At 63.4% G+C, this 22,641-nt stretch carries 21 protein-coding genes; 13 read left to right on the top strand and 8 right to left on the bottom strand.

The annotated features are described in order from the left end of the window. Positions 1 to 188: 188 nt before the first annotated feature. Both mnmE and ACOX7T_RS14030 read right to left on the bottom strand, forming a co-directional pair. Complete coding sequence (mnmE, locus tag ACOX7T_RS14035; RefSeq protein WP_433443872.1) at positions 189 to 1,565, bottom strand: tRNA uridine-5-carboxymethylaminomethyl(34) synthesis GTPase MnmE; 1,377 nt, start codon at positions 1,563 to 1,565, stop codon at positions 189 to 191. 614 nt (positions 1,566 to 2,179) lie between these two features. After that, positions 2,180 to 3,574, bottom strand: coding sequence for an NAD(P)/FAD-dependent oxidoreductase (locus ACOX7T_RS14030; RefSeq protein ID WP_433443871.1), 1,395 nt, complete (start codon positions 3,572 to 3,574; stop codon positions 2,180 to 2,182). 280 nt (positions 3,575 to 3,854) lie between these two features. Between ACOX7T_RS14030 and ACOX7T_RS14025 the strand changes: the two genes are divergently transcribed. From ACOX7T_RS14025 to ACOX7T_RS14000, 6 genes are all read left to right on the top strand, one after another. Further along, entirely contained in the window at positions 3,855 to 4,445 is a 591-nt protein-coding gene (locus tag ACOX7T_RS14025; RefSeq protein WP_433443869.1) for a DUF5714 domain-containing protein, read from the top strand. Positions 4,446 to 4,484: 39 nt separating this feature from the next. Next, positions 4,485 to 5,612 (top strand): ABC transporter substrate-binding protein, encoded by a 1,128-nt coding sequence (locus ACOX7T_RS14020; protein WP_433443867.1) that lies wholly within the window; start codon positions 4,485 to 4,487, stop codon positions 5,610 to 5,612. Positions 5,613 to 5,635: 23 nt separating this feature from the next. Beyond that, positions 5,636 to 6,409, top strand: coding sequence for an ABC transporter ATP-binding protein (locus ACOX7T_RS14015; protein WP_433443865.1), 774 nt, complete (start codon positions 5,636 to 5,638; stop codon positions 6,407 to 6,409). Beyond that, entirely contained in the window at positions 6,406 to 7,320 is a 915-nt protein-coding gene (locus ACOX7T_RS14010; RefSeq protein WP_433443863.1) for an ABC transporter permease, read from the top strand. Before ACOX7T_RS14015 ends, ACOX7T_RS14010 begins: the two co-directional genes overlap by 4 nt. Before the next feature lie 128 nt (positions 7,321 to 7,448). Further along, positions 7,449 to 8,816: a uroporphyrinogen decarboxylase family protein gene (locus ACOX7T_RS14005; protein ID WP_433443892.1), complete on the top strand. Its 1,368-nt coding sequence runs from the start codon at positions 7,449 to 7,451 to the stop codon at positions 8,814 to 8,816. Between the two features lie 93 nt (positions 8,817 to 8,909). After that, positions 8,910 to 9,824, top strand: coding sequence for a CobW family GTP-binding protein (locus ACOX7T_RS14000; protein ID WP_433443860.1), 915 nt, complete (start codon positions 8,910 to 8,912; stop codon positions 9,822 to 9,824). 53 nt (positions 9,825 to 9,877) lie between these two features. On the opposite strand, the gene spoIID is transcribed toward ACOX7T_RS14000, so the two are convergent. Beyond that, on the bottom strand, positions 9,878 to 10,894 hold the full coding sequence (spoIID, locus tag ACOX7T_RS13995) for a stage II sporulation protein D (RefSeq protein WP_433443857.1): 1,017 nt from the start codon (positions 10,892 to 10,894) through the stop codon (positions 9,878 to 9,880). Between the two features lie 129 nt (positions 10,895 to 11,023). Here spoIID and ACOX7T_RS13990 point away from each other — a divergent pair, with 129 nt between their 5' ends. After that, entirely contained in the window at positions 11,024 to 12,391 is a 1,368-nt protein-coding gene (locus ACOX7T_RS13990; protein WP_433443854.1) for a citrate/2-methylcitrate synthase, read from the top strand. Positions 12,392 to 12,446: 55 nt separating this feature from the next. Here the strand turns inward: ACOX7T_RS13990 and ACOX7T_RS13985 are convergent, their stop codons facing one another. From ACOX7T_RS13985 to ACOX7T_RS13970, 4 genes are all read right to left on the bottom strand, one after another. Further along, a complete protein-coding gene (locus ACOX7T_RS13985; protein ID WP_433443851.1) occupies positions 12,447 to 13,154 on the bottom strand; it encodes a GNAT family N-acetyltransferase in 708 nt (235 codons plus the stop codon). A gap of 11 nt (positions 13,155 to 13,165) precedes the next feature. Further along, positions 13,166 to 14,305, bottom strand: coding sequence for a sensor histidine kinase (locus tag ACOX7T_RS13980; RefSeq protein WP_433443849.1), 1,140 nt, complete (start codon positions 14,303 to 14,305; stop codon positions 13,166 to 13,168). 62 nt (positions 14,306 to 14,367) lie between these two features. Beyond that, positions 14,368 to 15,162, bottom strand: coding sequence for a zinc dependent phospholipase C family protein (locus tag ACOX7T_RS13975; RefSeq protein WP_433443846.1), 795 nt, complete (start codon positions 15,160 to 15,162; stop codon positions 14,368 to 14,370). A 49-nt stretch (positions 15,163 to 15,211) separates the two neighbouring features. Further along, positions 15,212 to 15,709, bottom strand: a complete 498-nt coding sequence (locus tag ACOX7T_RS13970; protein ID WP_433443844.1) for a hypothetical protein — start codon at positions 15,707 to 15,709, stop codon at positions 15,212 to 15,214. A 133-nt stretch (positions 15,710 to 15,842) separates the two neighbouring features. Here ACOX7T_RS13970 and proS point away from each other — a divergent pair, with 133 nt between their 5' ends. Continuing rightward, positions 15,843 to 17,282 (top strand): proline--tRNA ligase, encoded by a 1,440-nt coding sequence (gene proS, locus ACOX7T_RS13965; protein ID WP_433443842.1) that lies wholly within the window; start codon positions 15,843 to 15,845, stop codon positions 17,280 to 17,282. 56 nt (positions 17,283 to 17,338) lie between these two features. Here proS and ACOX7T_RS13960 read toward each other — a convergent pair whose 3' ends face one another. Next, positions 17,339 to 17,584 (bottom strand): hypothetical protein, encoded by a 246-nt coding sequence (locus tag ACOX7T_RS13960; protein WP_433443840.1) that lies wholly within the window; start codon positions 17,582 to 17,584, stop codon positions 17,339 to 17,341. A gap of 88 nt (positions 17,585 to 17,672) precedes the next feature. Between ACOX7T_RS13960 and ACOX7T_RS13955 the strand changes: the two genes are divergently transcribed. The 5 genes from ACOX7T_RS13955 (at position 17,673) to ACOX7T_RS13935 (ending at position 22,532) form a co-directional block, all read left to right on the top strand. After that, the gene (locus ACOX7T_RS13955; RefSeq protein WP_433443838.1) at positions 17,673 to 17,924 is read left to right on the top strand and encodes a helix-turn-helix domain-containing protein; all 252 of its coding nucleotides are present in this window, start codon (positions 17,673 to 17,675) and stop codon (positions 17,922 to 17,924) included. Between the two features lie 293 nt (positions 17,925 to 18,217). Beyond that, positions 18,218 to 19,234: a 3-deoxy-7-phosphoheptulonate synthase gene (gene aroF / locus ACOX7T_RS13950; RefSeq protein ID WP_433443836.1), complete on the top strand. Its 1,017-nt coding sequence runs from the start codon at positions 18,218 to 18,220 to the stop codon at positions 19,232 to 19,234. Further along, complete coding sequence (gene aroB / locus ACOX7T_RS13945) at positions 19,231 to 20,295, top strand: 3-dehydroquinate synthase (RefSeq protein ID WP_433443834.1); 1,065 nt, start codon at positions 19,231 to 19,233, stop codon at positions 20,293 to 20,295. Before aroF ends, aroB begins: the two co-directional genes overlap by 4 nt. Next, entirely contained in the window at positions 20,292 to 21,527 is a 1,236-nt protein-coding gene (locus ACOX7T_RS13940; RefSeq protein WP_433443832.1) for a 3-phosphoshikimate 1-carboxyvinyltransferase, read from the top strand. Before aroB ends, ACOX7T_RS13940 begins: the two co-directional genes overlap by 4 nt. A gap of 27 nt (positions 21,528 to 21,554) precedes the next feature. After that, a complete protein-coding gene (locus ACOX7T_RS13935; protein WP_433443829.1) occupies positions 21,555 to 22,532 on the top strand; it encodes a chorismate synthase in 978 nt (325 codons plus the stop codon). Positions 22,533 to 22,641 lie beyond the last annotated feature (109 nt).

The raw sequence follows: 22,641 nt of genomic DNA, 5'->3' as shown, positions 1-22,641 counted from the left end.
TGAGAACTATTTTCAGAAAAAACTCTTTTTATTTGTTAAAATATTATCAATTTTTGCAATCTTTTTTCTCCCGTCTTTTTGACGAACCAAACTTTTTCGTGCCCTGTATTTTATCTGTTCTGCCATAAAAAACGAGGGCAGGTATGGTCCCCTGCCCTCGTTTTTATACGGCATTTTCCATTTTATATTCACTTTCCCACACAAAATCGGGAAAAAATACGGTCCGTCACATCCTCCTGCACCGAGCGGCCGGTCAGGGCCCCCAGGGCGTCCAGAGCCGCCTCCACATCGGAGAAAACGGCGTCGGCCGGCATCCCGGCGGCCAGGGCGTCACCGGCGGACGTCACTGCCTCCAGCGCTCTCCCCGCCGCCTCGGCCTGCCGGGCGTTGGTGAGCAGCTCGCCCCAGTTCTCCTCTCCCCGGGGAAAGAGCGCCGCCACAGCCGCTTCCAGCTCCTCCAGTCCCTCCCCGGTTTTGGCGCTGAGGGATACCACAGGAGGACGCTTCTCCCCCTTCAGGGAAAAGCCGATGTCCCGCCGGTCCGGCAGGTCCGCCTTGGTGAGCACCACAATCACTTTTTCCGCAGCCGCCTGGGCCTGCTCCAGAATGGCCAGGTCCTCTTCCGTCACGCCGCCGGCGGGGTCAATGAGCACCAGGGCCAGCCCGGCCTCTGCCAGTGCGGCCCGGCTGCGCTCCACCCCCAGCTGCTCCACGGTATCCGTGGTGTCCCGGAGCCCGGCGGTGTCGATGAGCCGGAGAAGTACGCCGCCCAGGCGGCACTTCTCCTCAATGGTGTCCCGGGTGGTGCCGGGGATGTCGGTGACAATGGCCCGGTCATACCCCACCAGGGCATTGAGCAGGGAGGATTTGCCCGCGTTGGGCCGTCCCACAATGGCGCAGGGCACCCCATGCACCAGCTGTCTGCCACGGCCATAGGTGGCCAGCAGAGCGGACAGCTCCCGCCGCGCCTGAGACAGCGCCTGCTCCATGGTCTCCGCCCGGAATGGGTCGATGTCCTCGTCCGGGTAGTCCAGCACGGCGCAGAAATGGGCGGTCAGGTCAGTGAGGGCGTCGTATACCGCCGCCACTCTCCGCCCCAGAGCGCCGGACAGCTGGCCCGCCGCCTGCCGCACGGCGGAGGCGGTCTCCGCGTCAATGAGGTCGGCCACCGCCTCGGCCTGGGTCAGGTCCAGCCTGCCGTTGAGGAAGGCCCGGCGGGTAAACTCACCCGGTCCGGCCTGGCGCACACCCTGGGCAAAGAGAGCCTCCAGCCCCAGGGTGAGCACCGCCGGGGATCCGTGGCACTGGAGCTCCGCCGTGTCCTCGCCGGTATAGCTCCCCGGCCCTCTGGTATAGGTGGCCAGAGCCTGGTCGATGGCGTTGCCCTCCCGGTCGTACAGGGTGCCGTACACCAGCCTGCGGCCCTCATATTCCTCCAGGGGCCGCCCTCCGGCAGGCTTGAACACCGCCGACGCGGCCCGGACAGCCTCCGGCCCGGACAGCCTCAAAATTCCAATTGCCCCCCGGGCCATCGGTGTGGCCACCGCTGCGATGGTATCTGCCATTTCACGCCCTCCTCACAGGCCTGTTCTGCGCTCCGGACTTCGCCGCTGCCCCGCCCGGGAGGCGGTCTGACGGTCCTTCCGGCAAGTTTGTGCACTCCGCCGTTCGTTTTGCACTTGACACAGTTTTATGTCAACTATTTTTGTATATCCGCAGGTTTTCCACTGCTTCTTCCCCATGTGGAAAACCCTGTGGATAATGTGGAAAACCCCTGAAACGACATGATTTACAATTTTCTTACAAGACCTTTTCACTGCATACGCAATTGGATACATGCCGTACAAAGTTCATTATGCGTCTCCTGGACATTTGACGCTTTCTGCCGCTGCTTCTCCCCGGCTGTTATTACAGTCCGGATAAAACGGGGCAGATAATACGGGGCCGCCCATTGGGCGGCCCTGTATCGTCTGTGTTCTGTTGGATAAGCTTCTTACTTCAGCCGCTCAGAGATGACCTGGGCCGCGTCGTCGCAAAGTCCGCTTCTCTCCGCTTCCGCCTCTGCGGCGAAAGCTGCGCGCGCTCCCTTGCTCCTCCTTTCCGGAGCAAACCCGCTGTGCTGGGCTTTGCTCCGGTTTACGCCGAAAGCGGGTGGGCGGCCTGGCTCGTCGGGCTTCTCTTACTTCAGCCGCTCAGAGATAACCTGAGCCACTTTTACGCCGGAGGCGCCCGCCTGAGCCAGGCCGCGGGTCACGCCGGCGCCGTCGCCGATGGCGAAGAAGTTGGGCATGGCGGTCTCCAGCTCGGAGGAGAGGGCCAGACGGGAGGAGTAGAACTTGACCTCCGCGCCGTAGAGCAGGGTGTCGTAGTTGGCGGTGCCGGGGGCCAGCTTGTCCAGCTGATAGATCATCTCGATGATGTCGTCCAGCTGACGCTTGGGCAGGGCCAGGGACAGGTCGCCGGGCACGGCGGCGGTAAGGGTGGGCCGGACGAAGGACTTGCTCATCCGGTGCTCGTTGGTACGGATGCCCGCCACCAGGTCGCCGAACCGCTGGACCAGCACGCCGCCGGCCAGCATGTTGCTCAGGGAGGCGATGTGCTTGCCGTACCGGTAGGGCTCGTTGAAGGGCTGGGTGAACCGGTTGGACACCAGCAGGGCGAAGTTGGTGTTCTCGCTGCGGAGGGCGGGGTCAGAGTAGGAGTGGCCGTTGACGGTGTTGATGCCCTCCACGTTCTCCGCCACCACGTGGCCGTAGGGGTTCATGCAGAAGGTACGCACCTGGTCGCCGTACTGCTTGGTGCGGTAGACCAGCTTGGACTCGTACACCACGTCGGTGATGTGCTCAAAGACCTTGGCGGGCAGCTCCACGCGGACGCCGATGTCCACCTGGTTGTTGATGAGCTCAATGCCCAGATCCTTGCACTGGTTGGCAAACCACTCGGCGCCGGACCGGCCGGGAGCGGCGATGAAGTAGGTGCAGTCCACCGTGTCGCCATTGGCGGTGGTCAGGCGGTAGCCCTCGTCGCCCAGGCGCTCGATCTTGGTGACAGCGGTGCGGAAGCGGAACTCCACTCCCTCTTTAGCGGTCTCGTAGATGCTCTGGAGGATCTTCAGGTTATTCTCGGTGCCCAGGTGCTTGCAGCGGGCCTGGAGCAGGTGGAGGTCGTACTCCAGCGCCTTCTTCTCCAGGGCGCGGGCCTCGGGGGTGGAGGTGGAGTAGACCTCAGTGGTGGCGCCGTGCTTGACATTGATGGTGTCCACATAGTCGATGAGGTCCATGACCTCCTTAGCGTCCATAAAGTCGGTGAGCCAGCCGCCGAAGGCGGTGGTGAAGTTGTACTTGCCGTCGGAGAAGGCGCCCGCGCCGCCGAAGCCGCACATGGTGTCGCAGATCTTGCAGTGGATGCACTCCTTCACCTTGCCCGCCACGATGGGGCAGCTGCGGCTGTAAATGTCGGCGCCCTGGTCCAGGGCCACTACCTTGAGGCCGGGGTTTCTGAGCATCAGCTCGTAGCCGGCGAAAATACCAGCCTCGCCGCAGCCCAGAATGGCAACGTCATACCGTGAATTCATGTGCATCGTTCCCTTTTCATCAAAAATACGGGCCATAAAAACCCACAATAAAGTATAACACACAAAGTCAAGTGCGGTCTATAAAAAACTGCTTTTTTTGCAGAATTCTCCTCGTGTTTGGTCTTTGGAACACAGGGGAAAAAATCACAAAATTTTACCAAGAAACAAAGATTTCTCACTACCGCACCAGCCGCCGTCGTTCTACAATGAAGCTACAAAAGGAAATCGCTGGTGTCGGTCCGCTGCTGATGCCAGCCCTATCATGTCTGGAGGTTATAACATGGGAGACGCATTTGCCGGCAATTACCCTGAGATGATCGCGCTGTGTCTGGACGCCTTTGACCGGGGCGGCCCGGTGGCGCCGCTGGACATGCTGGAGGCCATGATGTCGCTGCCCGGCGTGGCGATGCACACCCCGGAGCACCATTTCATGGTGCCCGCTGCCCTGCTCACCGCTGCCCACAGCGTGTCGGGCCGGGACCGGGCCGCCCTGGAGCGGGCGCTGCACACCGCCCTGACCCGGGCCAAGCGGGTGCCCGGCGGCAGCTGCGGCGACTGCGGCTGCTGCGGTGCGGCAGTAGGCGCGGGTATTTTCGCCGCGCTGTGGCTCAAAACCAATCCCAAGAGCACCACCCGCTGGGCGGACGCCAACCGTTTCACCGCCTGGTGTCTGGAGTCCATCGCCACAGTGGACGGCCCCCGCTGCTGCAAGCGGGTGTCCTACCTGGCCATTGAGGCCGCTGTGCCGCTGGCCAAGGAGGTTCTGGGGGTGGACCTGGGAGAACAGCCCAAGCCCGCCTGCACCCGCTTCGCCCAGAACGCCGAGTGCCTCCATACCGCCTGCCCCTATTTCCCGTCCAAAAAGGCCTAACGGCCCAAAAATTCACCCTTCAGGAGGAGTCCCACTGTCATGAAACGGATTTTGTCTCTTGCCCTGTCCCTGTTGCTGGTTCTGTCCCTGGCCGCCTGCACCCAGCAGGACGGCGCACCCCAGTCCTCCACCCCCGCTCCCTCCGGCTCCGCGCCCCAGGAGAGCCAGACAGCCTCTGCCGATTCCCCCCTTGGGGACCCGTCCGTAACCTACGACCTGTCCGTGGGCCAGATGGGCACCGGCATCAAGGCAGCCATGGTGGTGCTGGCCCATGAGATGGGCTACTATGAGGAGGAAGGCCTCAACGTGGAGCTGACCCAGATCTCCAACCTGAACGACGGCCTGACCGCCATCACCCTGGGCAAGCTGGACGTGCTGCCCTTCGGTGTGATCCCCACCTGCACCTTTATCGCCCAGGGTGCCGACCTGACCGTCATCGGCGGCACCATCGCCGAGGGCAGCGCCTGTGTGGCCCTGCCGGAGCGGGAGGAGGAGTTCCAGGATATCCAGAACTTCGCGGGCAAGACGGTGGCCTGTGTCCGTGCTGAGACCGGCCATATGATGATGAAGGACCAGATGCGCCAGGCCGGGGTGGATATGAGCACGGTCACCTTTGTGGAGCTGGACGGCTTCCAGTCCGTGGTGGAGGCGGTGCTGAAGGGCACGGCCGATGTGGGCTTTGTCAACAGCGGCTTTGAGCAGAACGCCGTCACCCAGGGTCTTGTGGTACCCTTCTTTGTGGGGGAGTACACGCCCGACAATGTGTGCTGCCGCCAGACCACCTCCGGTGCTGTGGTGGAGGAGAAGCGGCCCGCTCTGGTCCGTTTTGAGGTAGCCAACCTGCGGGCCATGAAGCTGATGTACGACGATCCGGAGACCACCATCGCCACCCTGGCCGCCTTCTCCGGCCAGAGCGAGGACTATGTGAAGTACTGCATCTACGACGGCTGCATGAAAATCTCCATGGACCCGGCCAAGAACCGGGTGGTGGAGTTCTTCGATGTGATGAAGGCCAACGGCGACATTGATGCGGATGTGGAAAACACCATGGCCGACCATGTGGACTCTACCATCTATCTGGACGCCCTGAACACCGTGCTGGAGCGGTACCCCGACGACGTCCACTTCCAGGAGATGCTGGAGGCGTACGACGCCAACAACCTGTAATTTCCCGCAAAGGAGGCCTTCCCGTGCCTGAAATCTCCCTGCGCGACGTGTCCTTCTCCTATCCCGGCGGTCCCCGGGTGCTGGACCAGGTGTCCCTGGAGGTGGAAAGCGGATCCTTTCTGTCTGTGGTGGGCCCCTCCGGCTGCGGCAAGTCCACCCTGCTGCGGCTCATCTCCGGCCTCTCCCTGCCGGAGGAGGGGACGGTCTCCATCGGCGGCGCGCCTGTGACCGGCCCGGCGCCGGGGCGGTCCATCGTGTTCCAGCAGGGCGGGCTGTTTCCCTGGCTCACCGCCCGCGGGAACGTGGCCTTTGCACTGCGGAAGGCCAGACCCGGCCTGTCCCGTGCCCAGGCGGCGGAGCAGGCAGAGGCGGCCTTGGTCCGTGTAGGCCTGAAGGACGCCCTGTCCCGCTACCCCGGAGAGCTGTCCGGCGGCATGGCCCAGCGGGTGGCCATCGCCCGGGCCCTTGCGGTGGGCGGACAGGTGCTGCTGCTGGACGAACCCTTCGGCGCCCTGGACCCCAAGAACCGGCAGGCCCTCCAGCAGCTGCTGCTGGAGCTGTGGCAGGCGGAGGGAAGCACAGTGGTCATGGTCACCCATGACATCGACGAGGCCATCCTCCTCTCCGACCGCATCGCCTTCTTCCGCCCCGGCGGCGTGCGGCTCATCCTGCCCGTCCGGGCGCCCCGTCCCCGGGACCCGGCGGAGTTTCTCACTTCGGCCGACTGCTGCGCCACCCGCAAGCGGCTCATCGGCCTGTTCTACCAGTACGGAGAGGCGGTGGGTGAGACGCTGTGAACAAGCCGGAGAAAAAATCCCGTCCTATTGTGCTGGTCCATCTGCTCTTTGTGCTGCTGGTGGTCCAGGTGGCCCTGCCGGGCAAAAACGAGACTGCCTCCCCCGTCCTCTTCCTGTGCGCCGCCGTTCTGGTGGAGGCGGCCTGTCTGTGGCGTATTATCCGGAAGAAAAGCGTCCGGGCCGCCGGGGACATCGGCGCTTTCCTGTTTCTGCTGTTCAACATCTGGGAGCTGTGGGCCACGGTGCTGGGCAAGGCCCACCCCATTCTGGTACCCACCCCCGAGGCGGTGTTCCAGGTCTTTGCCGGCCAGTGGCAGCTGATGCTCCGGGGCATCGGCTCCTCCCTGTCCCTGCTGGCCATCGGCTTCGGCATCGCCCTCCCCCTGGGGGCCCTGCTGGGCATGCTGGCAGGGTGGAGCCCCCGGCTGCGGGGCTTCCTGGTGCCCATCGCCCGGGTGCTCTCCCCGGTGCCCGCCATCATCTACGCCCCCTATCTCATCGCCCTGATGCCCTCCTTCCGCTCTGCCTCGGCCCTGGTCATCATTCTGGGCATCTTCTGGCCCACCTTCCTCCAGACCGTGGGCCGCACCGTGGGGCTGGACCCCCATATTCTGGACAGCGCCCGTGTGCTCTGCCTCTCCGACCGGGAGATGGTGTTCCAGATCTTCCTGCCAGCCCTGCTGCCCGGCCTCATCTCCGGATTGCGGGTGAGCCTGTCCACCTCCTTCATGCTTCTCACCCTGGCGGAGATGATGGGCGCCACCAGCGGCCTGGGGTACTTCATCAAAAACTTCGCCGACTATGCCAACTACACCAACGTCATTGCCGGCATTCTTCTGGTGGCCCTGGTGGTCACCGCCCTCAACGCGCTGGTGACCGTGCTGGAGCGGAAGGCGGTGCGTTGGAACTAAGTTTTTTCTTTTGTCCTTCATCGTATGATTTGACCAAAAACAGGCGATTTCTACTAGAAGTCTTTGCCCATGCTGCCCTAAACTATTAAATAAGGAAGCACCCATATTTGGAGAAAAGGAGAATTGCCATGCTGCCCAAGGAGATACTGTTCAAGACCCTTCGTCATGAGCCCACCGATCAGGTTGCCTGGGTTCCTTTTGCCGGTGTCCACGCCGGAAAGCTCACCGGCTATGACGCCACCGAGGTCCTCACCGATGCCGACAAGCTCTTTGAATCCCTGATGGAGGTCAACCGGCTCTACAAGCCCCACGGGCAGCCGGTGGTGTTCGACCTGCAGCTGGAGGCCGAGTGCCTGGGCTGCGATCTGCGCTGGGCCAAGGACGGCCCTCCCTCCGTGGCCTCCCACCCTCTGGCCGATGATATGACTGTCCCCTGCGAGTGCACCATCCCCACCCCCGAGGACGGCCGCCTGCCCCTGGTGCTGGACGTGATGCGCCGGATGAAGGCCGCCGTGGGCGAAACCACTGCTCTCTACGGCCTGATCTGCGGCCCCTTCACCCTTGCCTCCCACCTGCGCGGCAACGACATCTTTATGGACATGTTCGACGACGAGGACTATGTCCACGACCTGCTGGGCTACTGCGCCAAGGTTGCCATGAAGATGAGCGACTACATGGTGGATGCCGGCATGGACGTCATCGCCGTGGTGGACCCCCTCATCTCCCAGATTTCCGCCGCCCACTTTGAGGAGTTCATGGCCGAGCCCTTCACCCAGGTGTTCGACCACATCCGTTCCCTGGGCGTGTTCTCCTCCTTCTTCGTCTGCGGCGACGCCACCCGCAACATCGAGGTCATGTGCAAGACCGGCCCCGACTCCATCTCTGTGGACGAGAACGTGGACCTGAAGGCGGCCAAGGTCATCACCGACAAGTACAACGTCTGTATGGGCGGCAACATCCCCCTGACCACCGTCATGCTCCACGGCACTCAGCAGGACAACATGAAGTGGGTCGTGGATATGCTGGACTCCATCGAGGACAAGCGGAACCTGATCGTGGCCCCTGGCTGCGACATGCCCTACGACGTGCCTGTGGACAACGGCATCGGCGTGGCTCAGGCCGTGCTGCACACCGACGAGGTCCGTGAGATGGTGAAGAACTACGTCTCCCAGGAGGAGGACATCGACGTGGAGCTGCCCGATTACGGCGCTCTCACCCGTCCCTTCGTGGAGGTCTTCACTCTGGATCCCGCCACCTGTGCCGCCTGCACTTACATGGCCAGCGCCGTGGAGGAGGTCAAGCCCGAGTATGAGGATCGGGTTGACTTCGCCCTGTACAAGTACACCATCAAGGAGGACATCGCCCGCTGCAAGAAGATGGGCGTGACCAACCTGCCCTCCATCTACATCAACGGTCAGCTGAAGTTCAAGTCCATCATTCCCAGCCGTGAGGAACTCACCGCCGCGCTGGATGAGGCCATCGCCGCGCTGAAGTAATCACCATCCCGGCCGGGCGGTCCCCTATGGTCCGCCCGGCCGCTTTGCGGATGGGCACAGTCGTCCCCCAGTGTTTGGAAAGAGGTGTTCTGTTTGTCCCGACTCTATCTTGTCACCGGCTTTCTCGGCGCCGGCAAGACCACATTTCTGAAAAATCTGGTCCGCTGCTTCCCCGGCCAGCGGCTGGCTCTGATCATCAACGAGTTTGGCCGGGAGGGGGTGGACGGCGCTCTGCTGTCCGACCTGGGTGTAACCCTGGCTGAGATTGACAACGGCTCCATCTTCTGCGCCTGCCGGCTGGAGCAGTTTGAGGATACCCTCCGGGACACCCTGGACCAGGAACCCGATGTGATTCTGGTGGAGGCCTCCGGCCTGTCCGACCCCACCAGTGTGGGCAGGATTCTGGGCCAGCGCGAGAAATTCGCCGGTCTGACCTACGCCGGAGCCATCTGTCTGGTGGACGCGGCCCGGTTCCACAAGGTGTACGCCACCGCCCGGGTGTGCAAGCTCCAGCTGGCCGTGGCCGACCTGATCCTCATCAACAAGACCGACCTGGCCACCACGGAGCAGGTGGCCCGCATCCGGGAAGAGGTGGAGGCCCAGCGGCCCGGCCGCCCGGTGCATGAGACCTCCTTCGGCGCTCTGGACCCGGCCTGGCTCTTCTCCATGTCCCCCGCCGGGTCGGACGGCCCGCCCTCCATCCACACGCGGGACGTTACCCTCCAGAAGCTGACGCTTACCATCGGGAAGGGCTTCACCCCTGCCTCCCTGGAGAAATTCCTGGCCATGTTCGCCGAGGACACCTACCGGATCAAGGGCTTTGTCCCCCTGTCCGGCCAGATGTATCTGTCCGACTGTGTGGGCCCCCTGGTGCGGCTGGAGCCTTGGCAGGGCGACGCCGTCAACCCCGGGAAGCTGACCGTCCTCTTCGGCAACGGCCTGCCCGCCCGCAAGAGCATCCAGACCGCCATCTCCTGGTATCCCGAGTGCGAGGTAACCGTGGAATAACAGAGCTTTACAGAGGGGAGGCCCGGCGCAAATGCGCCGGGCCTCCCGCTCATCTATCCGGTCATCTGCTCCAGCTCCACGCCGGTGTAGTACCATTTGAGAATCTCCTCATAGCTCTTGCCCTCTTTCGCCATGGCGTTGGCGCCGTACTGGCTCATGCCCACCCCGTGGCCGTAGCCGGTGACGGAGAAGGTCACAGCGGTGCTGTCGGCCTGGACGGTAAACACGGCGGAACGCAGACCAAAGAGGGTGCGCAGCGTGGTCCCAGCCACCTCCGTGCCTCCCACCGGAATGGTGACCACGGCGCCGTTGGAACCCAGCACCGGCGTGCCGAACCAGCCAGCCGGATCGCCGCTCAGATCGGCGCCGGACACCTGAGAGAGCAGGGTTGTCCGGAACTCCTCCACAGGTACCGTCACCGTACTGTGGTAGTTGGGCACTTCCTCACCCTCTGGGCTCTCCACGCTGGTGAGATAAGGCACGTCATTGCCCCACACCTCCACTGCGTCCGCCGTGCGCCCCGCGGCGGAGGAGAAGAACACCGCCTGGATGAGCTGTCCATCATAGGTGGCGATAATGCCGTCGGTGCCCGCCACAGCAGCGGATACCTTGGCCTCATAGTCCGCTGCCGACTCCCCCCAGTTCTCCGCCGCCTCCTGGGGTGTGATGTAGGCCTGGCAGCAGCTGATATCGGTGCACATATCCGCATCCGGGTGGTTGGCCTCCCCCGCTGTCATCTTGGCCGCCGCATAGGTGCGGGCCGCCACCGCCTGGGCCTTCAGCGCCTCCGGCTCAAAGGAGGCGGACATCTCCGCCGCCACCACCCGCCACAGGTAGTCGGCCATGGTCATCTCGGTCACCGTGCCGTCGGACAGCTTTACCCGGACGGCTGCCGTCTCGTCCGCCCCTGCCCCCTCCGCCGGCGGCGGGGACACCACAGTCCGGTCCAGGGGCAGGGTGCCGGTGGGCTCGGGCGTGTCCTCCGCTTCCCCCTCGCTTCCCAGAAAAAGCAGAGGCATCAGAAACAGCAGGACCAGCAGAGCCAGTCCCACCGCCGCCGCCCGTCTCATGTCATTTCCTTCTCTGTTCCGCACCGCTCTCACCTTCCGCTCCCCGGCTCCGTTCTCCCTCCGCCGTTGACTTGCATGAAAATCCGTAGTAAAATGGGATATTCAAACAGGAGCAAAGGAGGAGTCCTCATGCAGTCCGTGCACACTGACGGCTCCATGGATTTTATTAAAAGTCTATGCGGCGAGTTCCAGAAGCATAACCGTATTGACCCGGCTTACTACGAAAAGTGGGACGTGAAGCGTGGCCTGCGCAATGCCGACGGCACCGGCGTTCTGGCCGGCATCACCCAGATCGGCAACGTGCTGGGCTACTATGTGCAGGACGGTGAGCGCTTCCCCATGGAGGGCAAGCTCATCTACCGGGGCATTGACCTCAACGACCTGGTGGACGGCTTTATGAGCGAGAAGCGGTTCGGCTTTGAGGAGACGGCCTATCTGCTGCTCTTCGGCGCCCTGCCCACCCGGGAGCAGCTGACGCTGTTCCAGCGGGCCCTGTCGGTCCACCAGCCCCTGCCCGCCATGTTTACCGAGGACATGATTCTCCGGGCCCCCAGCGCCGACGTGATGAACAAACTGGCCCGCTCGGTGCTGTCCCTCTACTCCTATGACGACGCGCCGGAGGACCGCTCCCTGGAGAGCGAGCTGGGCAAGGCCATTGCCCTCATCGCCCGGCTGCCCACCATCGCCGCCCACGCCTACGCTGCCAAGCGGCACTACTATGACAACGAGAGTCTCTACCTCCACCGGCCCCAGGAGGGGCTGGGCGTGGCGGAGAACTTCCTCTACTCCGTCCGGCACGACAACCAGTTCACTGAGGAGGAGGCCCGGCTGCTGGACCTGTGTCTGGTGCTCCACGCCGAGCACGGCGGCGGCAACAACTCCGCCTTCGCCTGCCGTGTGCTGTCCTCCTCGGGCACCGACATCTACTCCGCCATCGCCGCCGCCATCGGCTCTCTGAAGGGCCCCCGCCACGGCGGCGCCAACAAGAAGGTCATGGAGATGTTCGGGTACATCGAGGACGGCGTGAAGGACTGGGGGGACGAGGACGAGATCCGCGCCTATCTCAGCCGGATTCTCCGCAAGGAGGCCGGCGACGGCTCCGGCCTTATCTACGGCATGGGCCACGCCATCTACACCCTGTCCGACCCCCGTGCCGTACTGCTGAAGAAGTTCGCCAAGTCTCTGGCCGCCAAGAAGGGTATGCTGGAGGAGTTCGAGCTCTACGAGGCGGTGGAGCGGCTCACCCCCGAGGTGCTGTCCGCCTCCGGCCAGCGGAAGGTGGTCTGCGCCAACGTGGACCTGTACTCCGGCCTGGTGTACAAGATGATGGGCATTCCCCAGGAGCTGTACACCCCCCTGTTTGCCGTGGCCCGTGTGGTGGGCTGGTGCGCCCACCGCATTGAGGAGGTCTACAACCCCGGCAACAAGATCATCCGCCCTGCCTACAAGGCCGTGGCCCCCGCCCGGCCCTTTGTGCCTCTGGACCAGCGGGGCTGACACACAGATGCAAAAACGCGGGACCACCTTCGGGTGGTCCCGCGTTTTTTGTGGATTACTCCATGAGCCAGTAGATTTTCTCCGGACATACCGTCATCCCCGCCTTCTGCTGGAGAGCCAGGGAGGCTGCGTTGTGCTCCGCCACCTGGCCGTAGGCGTACCGCCCCTCCGCCAGAGCCGCCCGGATAATGGCTAGCTGGAGCACCAGACCGTATCCTCTGCGGCGGTATGGAGTCAGCACCTCCAGCATGCCCAGGCTGCCCTCGTCGTGGACGCCGATGAACCCGGCCAATTCCTCCCCGTCAAAGATGCCCAGCATCCCCCGGTCAATGGCTCCCCGGATATAATCGATGTCCCCAAAAGTCTGACAGTAGGCCTCCGCCACCGTCTCCGCCCACTCGGGACCCAGCCGCCGCAGTACTCCCTGAAAGGGCGGCAGCTCAGGCGGCTGAGGCTTTGTCCAGACCGACTGGAAGAACGCCCGCCCCTTCAGGCCCAGCCGGGCCTCCAGCTGCGGCAGATACCAGTCCTCGTGGCAGGTGGCCAGCCTAGCCTCCGGCGGAATCAGGGGCAGAGCCCGTCCCAGTGCCTCCTCACTCTGGGCGCTGAGAAACCAGGCGCCGCTCTCCTTGTCCCAGAGCAGCATCCCCTCGTCCCCGGCATAGCGCACCGCGCCGCCGTCCCGGCGGAGCAGCTCCAGCATATCCACGCAGCGCAGGCCCTGCCGGGCCAGATAGTCCGCCGCCATCTCAACTTCCTTCATATCTGTGCTCCTTATGTATGCTCCTCCCCCTGTGCGGGCAGGCTGATGACAAAGCTGGTGTGCTTTCCCGTGCTCTCGGCCCGAATGGTGCCGCCGTGGAGCTCCACAATCTCCTTGGCGATGGCCAGGCCCAGTCCGGCCCCGCCGGTGCGGGTGGAACGGGCGGCGTCCAGCCGGTAGAACTTCTCAAAAATCCGGGCCAGCTCCCCCTCGGGGATCTCCAGGCCCTCATTGCTGATGACCACCTCTACCAGCCCGCCCTGCCGCCGGGCGGTGATGCCCACCTCGCCGCCGGGGATGGAGTAGCTCACCGCGTTGCGCAACACGTTGTCAAACACCCGGGCCAGCTTGTCCGGATCGCCTGCCACGGTGAGCTGGGGCTCCAGCTGCGCTTCGCAGGTCAGATTTTTCTCCGCAAAGAGGGGATAGAACTCGTCTGCCAGCTGCTCCAGCAGCAGGGTCAGCTGGACGGTCTCGCCGCTGTCCGCCGTGCCCTCCAGGTCCATGCGGGTGATATCGAAGAACTCCCCCAGCAGCTCCTCCAGCCGCTCCGCCTTGTCCAGGGCGATGCCGGTGTACTTGGCCCGCTGCTCCGGCTCCATCTCAGGCCGGTCCCGCAGGAGGGTGAGATAGCCCACCACCGAGGTGAGAGGGGTCTTCAGGTCGTGGGCCAGAAAGGCCACCAGATCCCGCTTGCGCTCCTCATTCTCCCTTGCCTCCGCCTCTCGGCCCCGGAGCTGGCGCTGGATGGCCCGCAGGTCCTCCTCCACCGGAGAGAGCTCCCGGGGCAGGCTGATCTCCTTCTCTGTGTCGTTCACCAGGCGGCGGGTGGCCCGGCCAATCTGGTCCAGCCATTTAGTAAACCGGCCCATGGCCAGATAGAAGGCCACCAGCATGAGCACCATCATGGCACAGTTGAGAATCATGGTTTTGTTGTTCCGGATCAAGGTCTGGTAGAGATCCAGGGCCTCCTCCTGGCTGTTTCCGAAAATCTCCTGTGCCACCCAGACAAAGCCTCTGGCAAAGGGGTCCTGAAGCAGGCCGTCCACCACAACCTCCAGCAGAAATATCCCCACTGCCCCGGCCGCCGCGGCGCCCAGCACCACCAGCAGAAGCATTTTCAGTTTCAGTCTGGTATACTTTTTCCCCATCTTTCCCTCCTGGTTTTTATTTTACCAAATGGTTTTCCACATTTTCCACAGGTTTTCCACACCTATCTCCCACTGAAATTCCGGTCAAACCAGCTGTCCAGGCTGCCCTCCCCCGCTGCCGCCCGGAACAGGATGCCGATTTTCTCCGCTGCCCGGGGCACCGCCTGATCCACCAGCCGGTCCAGCACCGTGCTGCTGACGGCGCACTCACCCGCCGCCCGGCGGCCCAGCACCGCGCCCCGGAAGTCCGGCTTGTCCGGCGTGCGCTGGGAGATGGCGTCCACAACTCCGCTCAGGCCAATCCGGGAGGCCATGGTCTGGAAGCGGCACACCCGCCGGTAGGCACCCAGCGATGTCTCATACTGCCGCGCCGTCACGCCGGGATAGACCAGGGCGGCGGTCTCCAGCTCCCCGGGCGTGAGCCTGTGCCGGGGCATGGGTGTCTCCCGGAGGGGGTCGATGCCGGCGCGCTCCATGAGCAGCCGGTCGTACTCCCCCTCCATCCGCAGATGACTGGTCTGGCCCCCGGCAGCCCGGGCCTCTATGTACCCGTGGCAGCCGCTGTCCAGGGCGAAGTGACAGAGAAATCCGGCGGCGTAGCCTGCGCCGCCGGGCCGGTCCTCCGCGATGATTCCGACCAGCCGCCGGAATACGGGCAGGGCGGACACCTTGTGCATCCGCAGTCCCACCTGACGCACCGGGTTGTTGTGGAACAGGTCATAAAAAAAGAGGGGGTCCGGGCCGTAGCAGCCCGCGTCAAAGGCGGCCCGCTGGGCCTCAATCCGGGTCCGCAGGGACTCCGGCAGGGCGGCCAGGACCCGGGTGCCGAACTGAAGATGGGTAAAATAATTGGGCATATGCTTCACCTGAGTTTCTGCTGCGCAGGAGTTTTATGCTTTCATTTTATCACAGAATCCCCGAAACGAAAGGGCTATTTTCTTCCGGTGTCACCCCCAGCAGCAGCAGCACCCCGGCAGCGGCCAGGAAGGTCATGGGGTCCTCTCCCGCCGGAAAGGGGAGCACGAACTCCTGCCGCTCCACCACGTGCCCCGCCAGGCTGACGATCTCCCGCTGAAGGGCCAGGCAGATCTTATCCCCCTCCAGGCTGGAAAAGGTGAGTGTATCCTTGGGGGAGGTGCCATAGCTGACGGCGCTGCGGCACCTCAGCCCCCGGGCCAGCGGCCCGGCCGCCCCCGGCAGCAGCAGCGCGCCGCACTCCGCCGCCCGCACCCCCGCCCAGCCCGCCGACTCCGGACCGATGCACAGCAGGTCCACCGGCGCTCCGGCGAACTCTGCCGGATGCCGTCCCCGCACCAGCTGAATCTCCTCCATCCGCCGCCCCAGAGAGCGGCGCACAGCGCCCGATACGCTTTCCTGCTTCTCCCAGATTCCAACCCGCGTCATACCGCAACACCTCAGGGAGAGTTTATGGAGTTTTCTTTGTCTTATACCCCCCGCAGCCCTTGACTTTTCAAGGGTTTGTGCATAAAATGGTGTTCGATACTCAAATATTTCTGTAAAGGATTGAACGACCGATATGGCACAGGATAAAAAGCAGGTGGAGCAGATCACCGATATGGAGGTAGACTTCGCCCAGTGGTACACCGACGTGTGCAAGAAGGCGGAGCTCATCGACTACTCCTCCATCAAGGGCATGTTTATCTACCGTCCCTATGGCTACGCCATCTGGGAGAACATTCAGAAGGAGCTGGACGCCAAGTTCAAGGCCACCGGCCATGAGAACGTGTCCCTGCCCATGCTCATCCCCGAGAGCCTGCTCCAGAAGGAGAAGGACCACGTGGAGGGCTTTGCCCCCGAGTGCGCCTGGGTGACCATGGGCGGCAGCGAGAAGCTGGAGGAGCGCTACTGCATCCGCCCCACCAGTGAGACGCTGTTCTGCGAGCACTACAAGAACATCATTCACTCCTGGCGTGACCTGCCCAAGCTGTACAACCAGTGGTGCTCCGTGCTGCGCTGGGAGAAGACCTCCCGTCCCTTCCTGCGCCACCGTGAGTTCCTCTGGCAGGAGGGCCACACCATGCACGCCACTGAGGAAGAGGCCCGCGAGGAGACCAAGCAGATGCTCAACATCTACGCCGACTTCCTGGAGAACGTGCTGGCCATGCCCGTGGTCAAGGGCCGCAAGACCGACAAGGAGAAGTTCAACGGCGCCGAGGAGACCTACACCGTGGAGTGCATGATGCACGACAAGAAGGCCCTCCAGGCCGGCACCAGCCACTACTTCGGTGACGGCTTTGCCAAGGCCTTTGACATCACCTTCACCGGTAAGGACAACCAGCTCCACCACCCCCACCAGACCTCCTGGGGCGTGTCCACCCGTATGATCGGCGGCATCATCATGACCCACGGCGACAACAACGGCCTGGTGCTGCCTCCCCGCATCGCCCCCATCCAGGTCATCATTATCCCCGTGGCCCAGCACAAGCCCGGCGTCATTGAGGCCAACCAGGCCGTCATGGACCGGCTGGTCAAGGCCGGCTTCCGGGTGAAGATGGACGACTCCGACCAGTCCGCCGGCTGGAAGTTCGCCGAGTACGAGATGAAGGGCGTGCCTCTGCGCCTGGAGCTGGGCCCCAAGGATATGGAGAAGAACCAGTGCGTGCTGGTCCGCCGGGACAGCGGCGAGAAGAGCTTTGTCTCCCTGGACGGCATCGAGGAGACCGTGGCCGCCATGCTGGACTCCATCCACGACGGCCTGTATGCCCGCGCCAAGAAGAACCTGGAGGACAACACCTACGCCTGCTCCAGCCTGGAGGAAGTCCGGGAGAAGATGAAGGAGCGGGGCGGCTTTGCCAAGACCATGTGGTGCGGCGACGAGGCCTGCGAGATCCGCATGAAGGAGGAGGCCGGCGTCACCTCCCGGTGCATGCCTCTGGAGCAGGAGCACCTGGGCGACGTGTGCCCCGTCTGCGGCAAGCCCGCCAAGCACATGATCTACTGGGGTGTGGCCTACTAAGCGCCTTTTTCGGAAATACAAGAGGGACCAGCCATGGGCTGGTCCCTCTTTTTATATCAAAAATCGTGGCGTGTGCCGCCATGACTGCCCAATTCTTCCAGAACCCGGACAATCTCTTCCATTTTCAAAAAGCACGCCTCATCAGAGAGTGTATCGTCCCGAAGAATGTCCCGGATTCGTTCCAATGCGCGATAGCAGACTCCTTCTGCAATTTCCGCAGGATTCACTGCAAAATGTGGAAAGCGGACCTCCACTTCCTGTCTGGACAGGACTTCTATCAGAATTTCCTTGTATAGTTCCATCGTTATCACCTCCCTTAGAGAATATCTGATTTTCAGATAAAACACAATATCTTAAAACCAGATATTTTAAGATGACACCGGTGATAGTATGAAAATGGAACCTCTGCGCTATGAGCGGATTCGAAATCTTCGGATTGACCGTGATTTGACCCAGGAGACAGTGGCCAGCTTTCTCCACATCAAGCAGAATACCTATTCCCAGTATGAAACCGGCACACTGAATTATCCGCTGGAGGTTGTTGTGGCGCTGGCCGGCTTTTACAATACCAGCGTGGATTATCTCCTGGGCCTGACCGATGAGCGCACCCCCTACCCCCGCCGTCCGGAGCGGCCCGGTTGAAAATTTCCGGTTGCAATTCCCGGACAACAGGTTTATAATAGCCCCATCCATAAAATGTGAGGTATTCCATGAACCGATCTGCCCTCACAACTGCATCCTTCTTCTTTACCTACGGCTGGGCTCGATTTATGAGCACCGGCTATTTTGTGTTGGGTAAATAAGAGGGATGAAATGAATGGCGCAGGTCCGGATTGTACGGATCGCGCGTATCTTCGTATCCATTACGGGGAGCACATTGATTTCATCAATGTGCTCCCTTTTCATTTTGTTTGGAAAAGAAAGGATGTTTCACCATGGTTGTTATTATGAAGCCCGGTACGCGGAAAGAGGATATTGACGCCCTGGCTGCCAGCTTTGAGGCCCAGGGTCTTCGGGTCGGCATCACCAACGGCGTGGGCTGCACCATCCTGGGCCTGGTGGGCGACACCACCGCCGTGGACATGGACAAGATCTCCATTGAGCCCAACGTGGAGCGTGTCATGCGGGTTCAGGAGCCCTACAAGCTGGCCAACCGGAAGTTCCACCCCGAGGATACGGTGGTCACCGTGGGCAATGCCAAAATCGGCGGCGGCAGCTTCGGCGTCATCGCCGGCCCCTGCTCCGTTGAGAGCGAGGAGCAGATTGTGGAGGTGGCCCAGGCTGTGAAGGCCTCCGGCGCGTCCATGCTCCGGGGCGGCGCCTTCAAGCCCCGCACCTCCCCCTACGCCTTCCAGGGCATGGGCACCCCGGGCCTGGACCTGCTGGTGGAGGCCCGCAAGGCCACCGGCCTGCCCATCGTCTCCGAGATTATGGCCCCCCGGTACGTGGAGCTCTTCGAGGAGAAGGTGGACGTGGTCCAGATCGGCGCCCGGAACATGCAGAACTTCGAGCTGCTCAAGGAGGTTGGCAAGATGTCCAAGCCCGTCCTCCTGAAGCGGGGCCTGTCCAACAGCTACGAGGAGTGGATCATGTCCGCCGAGTACATCATGGCCGGCGGCAATGAGAACGTCATCCTCTGTGAGCGGGGCATCCGCACCTTTGAGACCTACACCCGCAACACCCTGGACGTGTCCGCCATCCCCGCCGTCAAGCAGATGAGCCACCTGCCCGTCATCGTGGACCCCTCCCACGCCGCGGGCATGTACTGGATGGTGGAGCCTCTGGCCATGGCGGCGGTGGCCGCCGGGGCCGACGGCCTCATCATCGAGGTCCACAACGACCCGGCCCACGCCAAGTGCGACGGCCAGCAGTCCCTCACCCCCAAGAAGTTCGATGAGCTCATGGGCAAGGTGGGCGCTCTGGTGAACATGATGGGGAAGACGCTGGTATGAAAACGCTGAACGTGAATCTGCCCGGCCGCTCCTATGATATTCTCATGGAGCGGGGGCTCCTCTCCCGGGCGGGGGAGCTGTGCCGGGCGGCCCTGCCCAAGGCCAGCCGCCTCTTCGTGGTGACCGACTCCACAGTTGGCCCTCTGTACCTGAACCGGATTATCCCCTCCCTGGAGAACGTCGGATTTGAGACCGCCATCTGCGAGATTCCCGCCGGAGAGGCCTCCAAGTGCGTGGAGCAGCTCTCCCGGCTGTGGGAGTGCATGATGGACTTCGGTCTCACCCGCACCGATGCCGTGGTGGCCCTGGGCGGCGGCGTAGTGGGAGACCTGGCTGGCTTCGCCGCCGCCACCATTCTCCGGGGCGTGGACTTTGTCCAGATTCCCACCACCCTCCTAGCCCAGGTGGACTCCTCCGTGGGCGGCAAGGTGGCCATTGACCTCCAGCACGGCAAGAACCTGACCGGTGCCTTCTGGCAGCCCAGACTGGTGCTGATGGACCCGGCGGTGCTGGGCACCCTGGACGACAAGACCTTTGCCGACGGCATGGCCGAGGTCATCAAGTACGGCTGCATCCGGGACGCCGCCTTTCTCTCCTGGCTGGAGCAGCACCCCTCACGGCAGGAGATTATGGCGGACATTGAACACGTTTTGTATACCTGCTGTGATATTAAACGTTCTGTTGTTGTGGAGGATGAGCGGGACACCGGCGCACGGATGGTGCTCAATTTCGGCCACACCCTGGGCCACGCCTACGAGCTGGCGGGACACTATCAGACCTGGACCCACGGCCAGGCGGTAGCCGCCGGCATGGTGAAGGCGGCGGAGCTGGGCGTCGCCATGGGGATAACCCCGACCGGCCTGCCCGAGCGCATCGGTGTGCTGCTGGGCTGCTTCGGCCTGCCGGTGTCCATCCCCTGTACCCACGCCGACTACGCCGCCGCTATTGGACTGGACAAGAAGGGGGCCGGGGATTCCATCTCGGTCATCCTGCTGGAGGAGGCGGGCAAGGCTGTGGCCCACCCCATGCCCAAGGCCAAGCTGCTGGAGGAACTGAAATGAATGTCACCATAACACCCGCTCTTCTCCATGGTTCTGTCACTCCGCCGCCCTCCAAATCCCAGGCCCACCGGCTGCTCCTAGCCGCCGCTCTGGCCCACGGCACCAGCACCCTCTCCAACGTGGCCTTTTCCCAGGATATCCAGGCCACGGTCCGCTGCCTGGAGGCCCTGGGGGCTAGTGTCCGGCAGGAGGAGGACCGGCTGGCAGTCACCGGCCTGGCAGGTCAGACGGCCTGCGGCAAAGAACTGCCTGAGCTGGACTGTGGTGAGAGCGGCTCTACCCTCCGCTTTCTCATCCCGGTGGCTCTGGCCGTCCGGGGCGGCGGCGTGTTTACCGGCCACGGACGCCTGATGGAGCGGCCCCAGGAGCCCTACTTTGATATCTTCCGGGAGAAGGGCATCTCCTATGAGCAGCAGGACGGCACTCTCACCGTCAAGGGGCAGCTCACCCCCGGGGTGTACACCCTGCCGGGGAATGTGTCCTCCCAGTTTGTCACCGGCCTGCTCTACGCTCTGCCCCTGCTGCCCGGCGACTCGGAAATACATCTCACCACCCCCCTGGAGAGCGCGGACTATGTCCGCATGACCATAGACGCCCTGGCGCAGTTCGGCGTGGCGGCGGAGTACGACGGCGACCGCACCTTCCGGGTACCCGGGAACCAGACCGGCCATCCCGCTGATATGACCGTAGAGGCCGACTGGTCCAACGCCGCCTTCTGGTATGCCGCCGCCTATCTGGACAGCAAGCTGGACATTCAGGGTCTGAACTATCAGTCCGCCCAAGGGGACGCCTGCATCGGCATGCTGTACTGGACCATCGCCAGGCCGGGCGAGGCGGAGATTGACGTGTCCGGCTGCCCCGACCTGGTGCCCCCGCTGGCGGCCATGGCCGCCCTCCGGGGAGAGCGCCGGGTCACCCGGCTGGTGAACGCCGCCCGGCTGCGCATCAAGGAGAGCGACCGGCTCTCCACCGTGACGGAGGTGCTCACCGCCCTGGGGGCGGAGGTGGAGGAGCACGCCGACCACCTGGTCATCACCGGAAAGGACAGTCTGCCCGGCGGCGTCACCGTCTCCGGCCACAACGACCACCGCATCGCCATGATGGCCGCCATCGCCGCCACCAACTGCGCCGCCCCTGTCACCATCACCGGCGCGGAGTGCGTGCGCAAGTCCTACCCCAGCTTCTGGGATGAGTATGCCCGGCTGGGTGGACAGATTGCGGTCAGTGAATGACGCCCCACCGAAAGGAAGTGCGATTCCATGAAGCATATTATCTTCGGCGAGTCCCACGGCCCCGCCATTGGCGTGGTGCTGGAGCACGTGCCCTCGGGCATTGCGGTGGATATGGACTTTATCCGCGCTGAGATGGCCCGCCGTGCCCCCGGCAAGAGTCCCATGTCCACCGCCCGGCGGGAGGCCGACGAGCCCCACATCCTCTCGGGGGTCTTTGAGGGTAAAACCACCGGAACCCCCCTGTGCGCGGTGATTGAAAACACGGACACCCGCTCAAAGGATTACGCCAAGCTGAAGGACCTGCCCCGGCCCGGTCACGCCGACTATTCCGGACATGTCCGGTACGAGGGCTGCAACGACTACCGGGGCGGCGGACACTTCTCCGGCCGTCTCACCGCGCCCCTGGTCTTTGCCGGAGCTCTGGCCAAGCTGATTTTGAAGGAGCGGGGCGTCACCGTGTCCGCCGTCATCTCCAACGTGGGCGGTGTGGCTGATCCCACCCCGGAGCAGGTGGAGGAAATTGTCCTGGCCGCCAAGGGGGATCTGGACAGCGTGGGCGGCGCCATCCGCTGCACCGTGGACGGCCTGCCCGCCGGACTGGGCGCCCCGGACTATGGCCGCAACGTGGAGGGCATCTTCTCCCAGCAGCTGTACGCCGTCCCGGCAGTAAAGGCGGTGGCCTTCGGCGCAGGCTTCGGCTTCGTCGCCATGCGGGGCAGCCAGGCCAACGACCCCTTCTACATGGACGGCACCACCGTCCGCACCCGCACCAACCACACCGGCGGCGTCAATGGCGGTATCACCAACGGCATGCCGGTAGTTTTTGAGGTGGCCATCCGGCCCACCCCCTCCATCGCCCGGGAGCAGGACACGGTGGACCTGTCCACCGGCAGGGACGCCAAGCTGGTCATCGAGGGCCGGCATGACCCCTGCATCGTCCACCGGGCGGTGCCCGTCATTGAGGCGGCGGCGGCCCTGGCGGCCTGTGAGCTGCTGGGCATCTGATACGCCAATTCACGGGGGCCCGCGGCTCCCCATTTCATCAACAGGAGTGACCTTTCTATGTCTCAGCTGGAGGAGTACCGAGACCAGATCGACGCCGTAGACCGGGAGC

It is taken from the genome of Pseudoflavonifractor sp., from assembly GCF_050943825.1.
GTDB lineage: Bacteria > Bacillota > Clostridia > Oscillospirales > Oscillospiraceae > Pseudoflavonifractor.
This window is presented reverse-complemented; position numbering and strand designations above follow the sequence as displayed.

Excerpts from the sequence above, each read along its gene's own strand:
- ACOX7T_RS13980 (WP_433443849.1), bottom strand. The coding sequence starts at position 14,305 with ATGGGGAAAAAGTATACCAGACTGAAACTGAAAATGCTTCTGCTGGTG.
- ACOX7T_RS13990 (WP_433443854.1), top strand. The coding sequence starts at position 11,024 with ATGCAGTCCGTGCACACTGACGGCTCCATGGATTTTATTAAAAGTCTA.
- ACOX7T_RS14030 (WP_433443871.1), bottom strand. The coding sequence starts at position 3,574 with ATGAATTCACGGTATGACGTTGCCATTCTGGGCTGCGGCGAGGCTGGT.
- ACOX7T_RS13970 (WP_433443844.1), bottom strand. The coding sequence starts at position 15,709 with ATGACGCGGGTTGGAATCTGGGAGAAGCAGGAAAGCGTATCGGGCGCT.
- ACOX7T_RS13935 (WP_433443829.1), top strand. The coding sequence starts at position 21,555 with ATGAAGCATATTATCTTCGGCGAGTCCCACGGCCCCGCCATTGGCGTG.
- mnmE (WP_433443872.1), bottom strand. The coding sequence starts at position 1,565 with ATGGCAGATACCATCGCAGCGGTGGCCACACCGATGGCCCGGGGGGCA.
- ACOX7T_RS13940 (WP_433443832.1), top strand. The coding sequence starts at position 20,292 with ATGAATGTCACCATAACACCCGCTCTTCTCCATGGTTCTGTCACTCCG.
- ACOX7T_RS13960 (WP_433443840.1), bottom strand. The coding sequence starts at position 17,584 with ATGGAACTATACAAGGAAATTCTGATAGAAGTCCTGTCCAGACAGGAA.
- ACOX7T_RS14005 (WP_433443892.1), top strand. The coding sequence starts at position 7,449 with ATGCTGCCCAAGGAGATACTGTTCAAGACCCTTCGTCATGAGCCCACC.
- ACOX7T_RS13985 (WP_433443851.1), bottom strand. The coding sequence starts at position 13,154 with ATGAAGGAAGTTGAGATGGCGGCGGACTATCTGGCCCGGCAGGGCCTG.
- spoIID (WP_433443857.1), bottom strand. The coding sequence starts at position 10,894 with ATGAGACGGGCGGCGGCGGTGGGACTGGCTCTGCTGGTCCTGCTGTTT.
- ACOX7T_RS14025 (WP_433443869.1), top strand. The coding sequence starts at position 3,855 with ATGGGAGACGCATTTGCCGGCAATTACCCTGAGATGATCGCGCTGTGT.
- aroB (WP_433443834.1), top strand. The coding sequence starts at position 19,231 with ATGAAAACGCTGAACGTGAATCTGCCCGGCCGCTCCTATGATATTCTC.
- ACOX7T_RS13955 (WP_433443838.1), top strand. The coding sequence starts at position 17,673 with ATGAAAATGGAACCTCTGCGCTATGAGCGGATTCGAAATCTTCGGATT.
- proS (WP_433443842.1), top strand. The coding sequence starts at position 15,843 with ATGGCACAGGATAAAAAGCAGGTGGAGCAGATCACCGATATGGAGGTA.
- ACOX7T_RS14020 (WP_433443867.1), top strand. The coding sequence starts at position 4,485 with ATGAAACGGATTTTGTCTCTTGCCCTGTCCCTGTTGCTGGTTCTGTCC.
- aroF (WP_433443836.1), top strand. The coding sequence starts at position 18,218 with ATGGTTGTTATTATGAAGCCCGGTACGCGGAAAGAGGATATTGACGCC.
- ACOX7T_RS13975 (WP_433443846.1), bottom strand. The coding sequence starts at position 15,162 with ATGCCCAATTATTTTACCCATCTTCAGTTCGGCACCCGGGTCCTGGCC.